The sequence below is a fragment of the Thermoleptolyngbya sp. M55_K2018_002 genome, assembly GCF_015295965.1.
GTDB lineage: Bacteria > Cyanobacteriota > Cyanobacteriia > Elainellales > Elainellaceae > Thermoleptolyngbya > Thermoleptolyngbya sichuanensis.
Genome location: NZ_DVEA01000289.1, coordinates 1 through 4299, shown reverse-complemented (window position 1 = coordinate 4299; position 4299 = coordinate 1). Strand labels below are relative to the sequence as shown.

Here is a 4299-nt window from a genome sequence, read left to right as displayed (position 1 = left end):
TGAACCCTGCGCCGCCCGCCGCGCGGGCGGCGCAGGGGCTTTGGGGTTTATATTTTGGGTTTTATATTTATCAATGTCCACCTACTTGGTTCTTGATCTAGCCCCTGCTCGCCGCTATCGGGGCGATCGCCCGACGATGGCCGAACAACTGCAAAAGTGTCTGCTGTGGATAGAAACTCAGTAGCATAGAAGGGCTTGGCACGTTGTTTCTCACCCTTTGTCTCTCACCGTTTGTCTCTCACCGTTTGTCTCTCAACGTGCCAGGGCTACCGATTTTACCCATTGGCAACGGCCGTTTCTCTGTGAAAGAACTGCTCGACGAACTCTGGAATCAGCTGCGACCGCCCCGGACGTTTTCCTGGCAAACGCTGGTGCTACTGAGCCTGTTTTCCTGGGCGCTGTCTATCCTGGTTGAAACGCTGATTCTCAAGGATTTGCTGTCGCGGTTTGGCTGGCTGTTTCTGACGGTCGGGGTTGGCTGGGCGCTGGCGGGCAACAAGCTCAATATTTTAGGACTGGAGATCCAAACGGGGCCCTGGATTACGGGGGCGCTGGCCTGTGTGGTGCTGTTTGCGGGATGGGTGGGCGATTTGGGGCGCGTGGCGTGGGTCAGTTGGCCGATCTTTTCGGCAATTTCAGCAGCAGTGCCCCACTTTTTTCCCCGGTTTACCTTCAGCATCCCCGACCCCAAGGTGCGGCAAGACCTGATCTTGCGGGCGGTGTTGGCAGGCACGATGAGCTGCTGGATTCAGTTTCATTTTGTGGTGCAAGATTGGCTGCGCGACTACCCGACGCTCCTGTCGGACGATTTTCGGCAGAGTGCGTTTGTGGTGCGTCTGGATGAAGAGCAGCGCGACTCCAGCCGCAGCGTGCCTCGGGCAGAACTGCTGATGAATCTGGTGGAGGGCTATATTCGGGGATCGCTGGAAGGAATTCCCTGGAGCGACACCGAGCGCTGGCTAATTGCGCTGGATCAGCAAATTCCAGAACTGCAAAGGCAGGTCTTTGCACGGGCAAACCAATCCGCAGCCCGGGGATTGCCGGAGGATGCGCTCTGGCGATTTAGCGCGGTGGTGCCTCCGGGCGAGCCGGAATATACCCTGCGGCTGCGGATGCTCTGGACGGGCCCAACCAGCACTAATTTTCCCTATGTCTATGAAAAGGCTTGCCTGATTTCTCAGGTTACGCCGCCGCTAGGTGCAGGCGAAGTGGTAGCAGGTGCGCCGCTGACGCGGGTGGAATGCAATCCCTTTCGGCGCATTTCGCTGGCGCAACCGCCGTAAAATCGGAATGCGGCGCGAACTGCCGGAGGGGTTCATGCCCAAGGGGTGGATGAGTGATACGCTTGCAGACGGCAGGCGCATGGATTTGGGACGCAAGGGAGTGAGGAAACGGTGAATCTCGGTCGCGTGTGGGTGATTGCCGTGAATGTGTTTCGTGAGGTGATTCGCGATCGCATTCTGTATTTGCTGGGCGTGTTTGCGATCGCGCTGGTGGCGATCGCCGCGCTGCTGCCCGAAGTGGCAGCGGGCACGGAGCTGAAGATTTTGCTAGACGTGGGGCTGGCGGCTATCGGTCTGACAGGGCTGGTGATTGCCATTTTCGTCGGCACGGGCCTGGTGAACAAAGAAATCGAGAAACGCACGGTTTATGTGCTGATTGCCAAACCCGTCAGCAAGGCAGAATTCATTCTGGGCAAGCATTTGGGACTATCGGCCGTGCTGGCTGTGCTGGTGGCCGCCATGACGCTGATTTTCGTGGCAGTGGTGAGTTTTTATCGAGCGCCCTTTCCGCTGGCGAGCATCTTGATTGCGGCGCTGTTCCAGTTTTTGGAACTCTCGCTGATGGTGGCGGTGGCGATTTTGTTTGGCGTGTTCACCAGTTCCCTGCTGGCGATCGCCCTTACGGTGGGCATTTACCTCATGGGGCACTTTAGCCGTGATCTGGTCAGCCTGGGCAATCTCAGCCAGAATCCGGTGATGGAGCGGATAACGCAGGGACTCTACCTGCTGCTACCTGACCTGGCTCGGCTCAACCTGAAAAACCAGGCCGTGTATGGCTTGGCGGCTCTGCCTCCTGCATCAGAACTGTGGGCCAACGCGGCCTACGGGGTGCTGTATACGGCGCTGCTGCTGGCGATCGCCACGGTCATCTTTTCTCGCCGCCAGTTTTAACCGCGTCCCGCGATCTCTCCTACACCCCCACGCTCAGCGCCGTCAGCACCCCTTCAAACAGCTTCAGCCCGTCGGTGTTGCCCAGGGCGGGGTCGGCGGCTCGTTCCGGGTGGGGCATCATGCCCAGCACATTGCCCCGGCGGTTGCAGATGCCTGCAATGTGGCCCAGAGATCCGTTGGGGTTGCTGGCTTCCGTCAGGGAACCGTCTGCCGCGCAATAGCGGAACAGAATTTGCTGATGGTCTTCCAGAGCCGCCAGCGTGTCTGCATCGGCATAGTAGCAGCCTTCGCCGTGAGCAATCGGCAGCGTAATCACCTGCTGGGGGGCATAGCGCTGGGTCCAGGGCAAATCGACCCGCTCGACGCGCAGCGAAACGCGATCGCAAATAAAGTGCAAATCCCGATTTCGCACCAGCGCCCCCGGCAGCAGCCCTGCCTCTGTCAACACCTGAAAGCCATTGCAAATGCCCAGCACCAAACCGCCCCGCTCGGCGTGCTGCACCACAGCCTGCATAGCGGGCGAAAATCGGGCGATCGCCCCACAGCGCAAATAGTCTCCATAGCTAAACCCGCCGGGCACAATCACCAGATCCAGCCCCGACAGGTCGCTCTCTTCGTGCCACACCATCCGCGTCGGCAGCCCCAGCAAATCCCGCGTCACCATCGCTGCGTCGCGATCGCAGTTGGAGCCAGGAAAGACGATGACACCAGTTTTCATGGGCGTTTAGAGGTTAGGGATTAGCTCAAACCGATAATTCTCAATCACCGGATTCGCCAAAAGCTGGTCGCACATCCGGTCAAGCTGGGTGCGGGCATCGCTTTCGTCGTCGGCGGTGAGGGTCAGTTCTACATATTTGCCAATGCGAACTGTCCCAACATTGTCATACCCAAGGTGCTGAAGCCCTGACTGCACGGCGGTTCCGGCTGGGTCGAGAACGGAGGGACGCAGTGTGACGTATACCTTGGCCTGGTAGGTCTGACTCATGGGAGGGGGCGGATGCAATGCAGCAGAGTGGCGGGGATTCAGCCCAGAAGCGTGCCAAACCCGCATCTCATTTTATAGCGCTTATCGCGCTTTGTAGCGCTGGGCCGGTTTATCGCGCTTTGTAGCGCTGGTGCCGCCTAGAGCGCGATCGCCCCGCAGGTTTCTCCACAAGTGGACGGGCGATCGCGATTATGATGAGACAGAACGGGACGCATGATCCGACGGAATCGCAACTCGATCCTTCAACTCAATCCTTCAACTCGATCATTTACGCATTTACGCTGCCGCACTGCCCAATCCACCTGAAACCACCATGAGAACGCGCCGCACCCGCAATCAAGAGCGAATTCTCACCCTGCTCAAGACCTTGAATCGGGCCGTTTCAGCGCAGGAAATCTTTCTGGAACTGCGAAAGGAGGGGCATAATATCGGGCTGGCGACAGTCTATCGGTCGCTGGAAGCGCTGAAGCTAGAGGGCGTGGTGCAAAGCCGCCAACTCAGCACGGGCGAGGCGCTCTACAGTTCTACCCAAGAAGATCGCCACCACCTGACCTGCCTGCGCTGCGGTAGCTCTCTCCCCATCGACGAGTGCCCGGTGCATGAGCTAGAGGAGCAGCTCAATCAGTCCTACCACTTCAAAATTTACTATCACATGCTGGAGTTTTATGGGCTGTGTACCCAGTGCCAGGAGGCGATCGCCAGCCCAACACAGCAGGATCAGGGGGCCGTGGGATGAGCGCACTCTCCGTACCCTCCGACCCACCCATCACGCATTCAGCGGAATCGCAAACACCCAGTCGCGAAACTCCGGATCGCGGTTTTCGGTAATGGCGGTCAGCTTGTCCCGCAGTTGGTCAGTCACGGGGCGCTGAGGGGAATACTCGTAGTTTTCGACACGACGAACGGGCGTGACGCGGGCCGCCGTGCCGCTGAGAAAAACTTCATCGGCGATGAACAGTTCCGACTTGTCCACCGGCCGCTCAATCACCTCAATCCCTAGCGACCGAGCAACGGTGATCACGCTGTCGCGGGTAATGCCTTCCAGAATGTCTTGGTCAAACCCCGGCGTGATCAGCTTGCCATTCCGCACGATGAAAATATTCATCCCCGACGCTTCGCTGACCTTGCCCTGAGAGTTGA

Annotated in this window: 7 protein-coding genes; 4 read left to right on the top strand and 3 right to left on the bottom strand. The window is 58.6% G+C overall.

Going from position 1 to position 4299, the window contains the following annotated elements:
- The 3 genes from IGS51_RS14980 to IGS51_RS14970 form a co-directional block, all read left to right on the top strand.
- The coding region (locus tag IGS51_RS14980) for a hypothetical protein (protein ID WP_297079397.1) at nucleotides 1-184 on the top strand (184 nt) is incomplete at its 5' end.
- A 61-nt stretch (nucleotides 185-245) separates the two neighbouring features.
- The gene (locus tag IGS51_RS14975; RefSeq protein WP_297079396.1) at nucleotides 246-1283 is read left to right on the top strand and encodes a DUF5357 family protein; all 1038 of its coding nucleotides are present in this window, start codon (nucleotides 246-248) and stop codon (nucleotides 1281-1283) included.
- 111 nt (nucleotides 1284-1394) lie between these two features.
- Complete coding sequence (locus tag IGS51_RS14970; RefSeq protein WP_297079394.1) at nucleotides 1395-2174, top strand: ABC transporter permease subunit; 780 nt, start codon at nucleotides 1395-1397, stop codon at nucleotides 2172-2174.
- 19 nt (nucleotides 2175-2193) lie between these two features.
- On the opposite strand, the gene purQ is transcribed toward IGS51_RS14970, so the two are convergent.
- Together purQ and purS are read right to left on the bottom strand one after the other, a co-directional pair.
- Complete coding sequence (gene purQ / locus IGS51_RS14965; RefSeq protein ID WP_297079393.1) at nucleotides 2194-2892, bottom strand: phosphoribosylformylglycinamidine synthase subunit PurQ; 699 nt, start codon at nucleotides 2890-2892, stop codon at nucleotides 2194-2196.
- A gap of 6 nt (nucleotides 2893-2898) precedes the next feature.
- A complete protein-coding gene (gene purS / locus IGS51_RS14960; RefSeq protein ID WP_297079391.1) occupies nucleotides 2899-3159 on the bottom strand; it encodes a phosphoribosylformylglycinamidine synthase subunit PurS in 261 nt (86 codons plus the stop codon).
- 313 nt (nucleotides 3160-3472) lie between these two features.
- On the opposite strand from purS, the gene IGS51_RS14955 reads away from it, so the two are divergent.
- Nucleotides 3473-3895, top strand: coding sequence for a Fur family transcriptional regulator (locus IGS51_RS14955; RefSeq protein ID WP_297079389.1), 423 nt, complete (start codon nucleotides 3473-3475; stop codon nucleotides 3893-3895).
- A gap of 30 nt (nucleotides 3896-3925) precedes the next feature.
- Here the strand turns inward: IGS51_RS14955 and IGS51_RS14950 are convergent.
- Nucleotides 3926-4299: aminotransferase class IV (locus IGS51_RS14950; RefSeq protein WP_297079387.1), on the bottom strand; the 374-nt coding region annotated here is incomplete at its 5' end.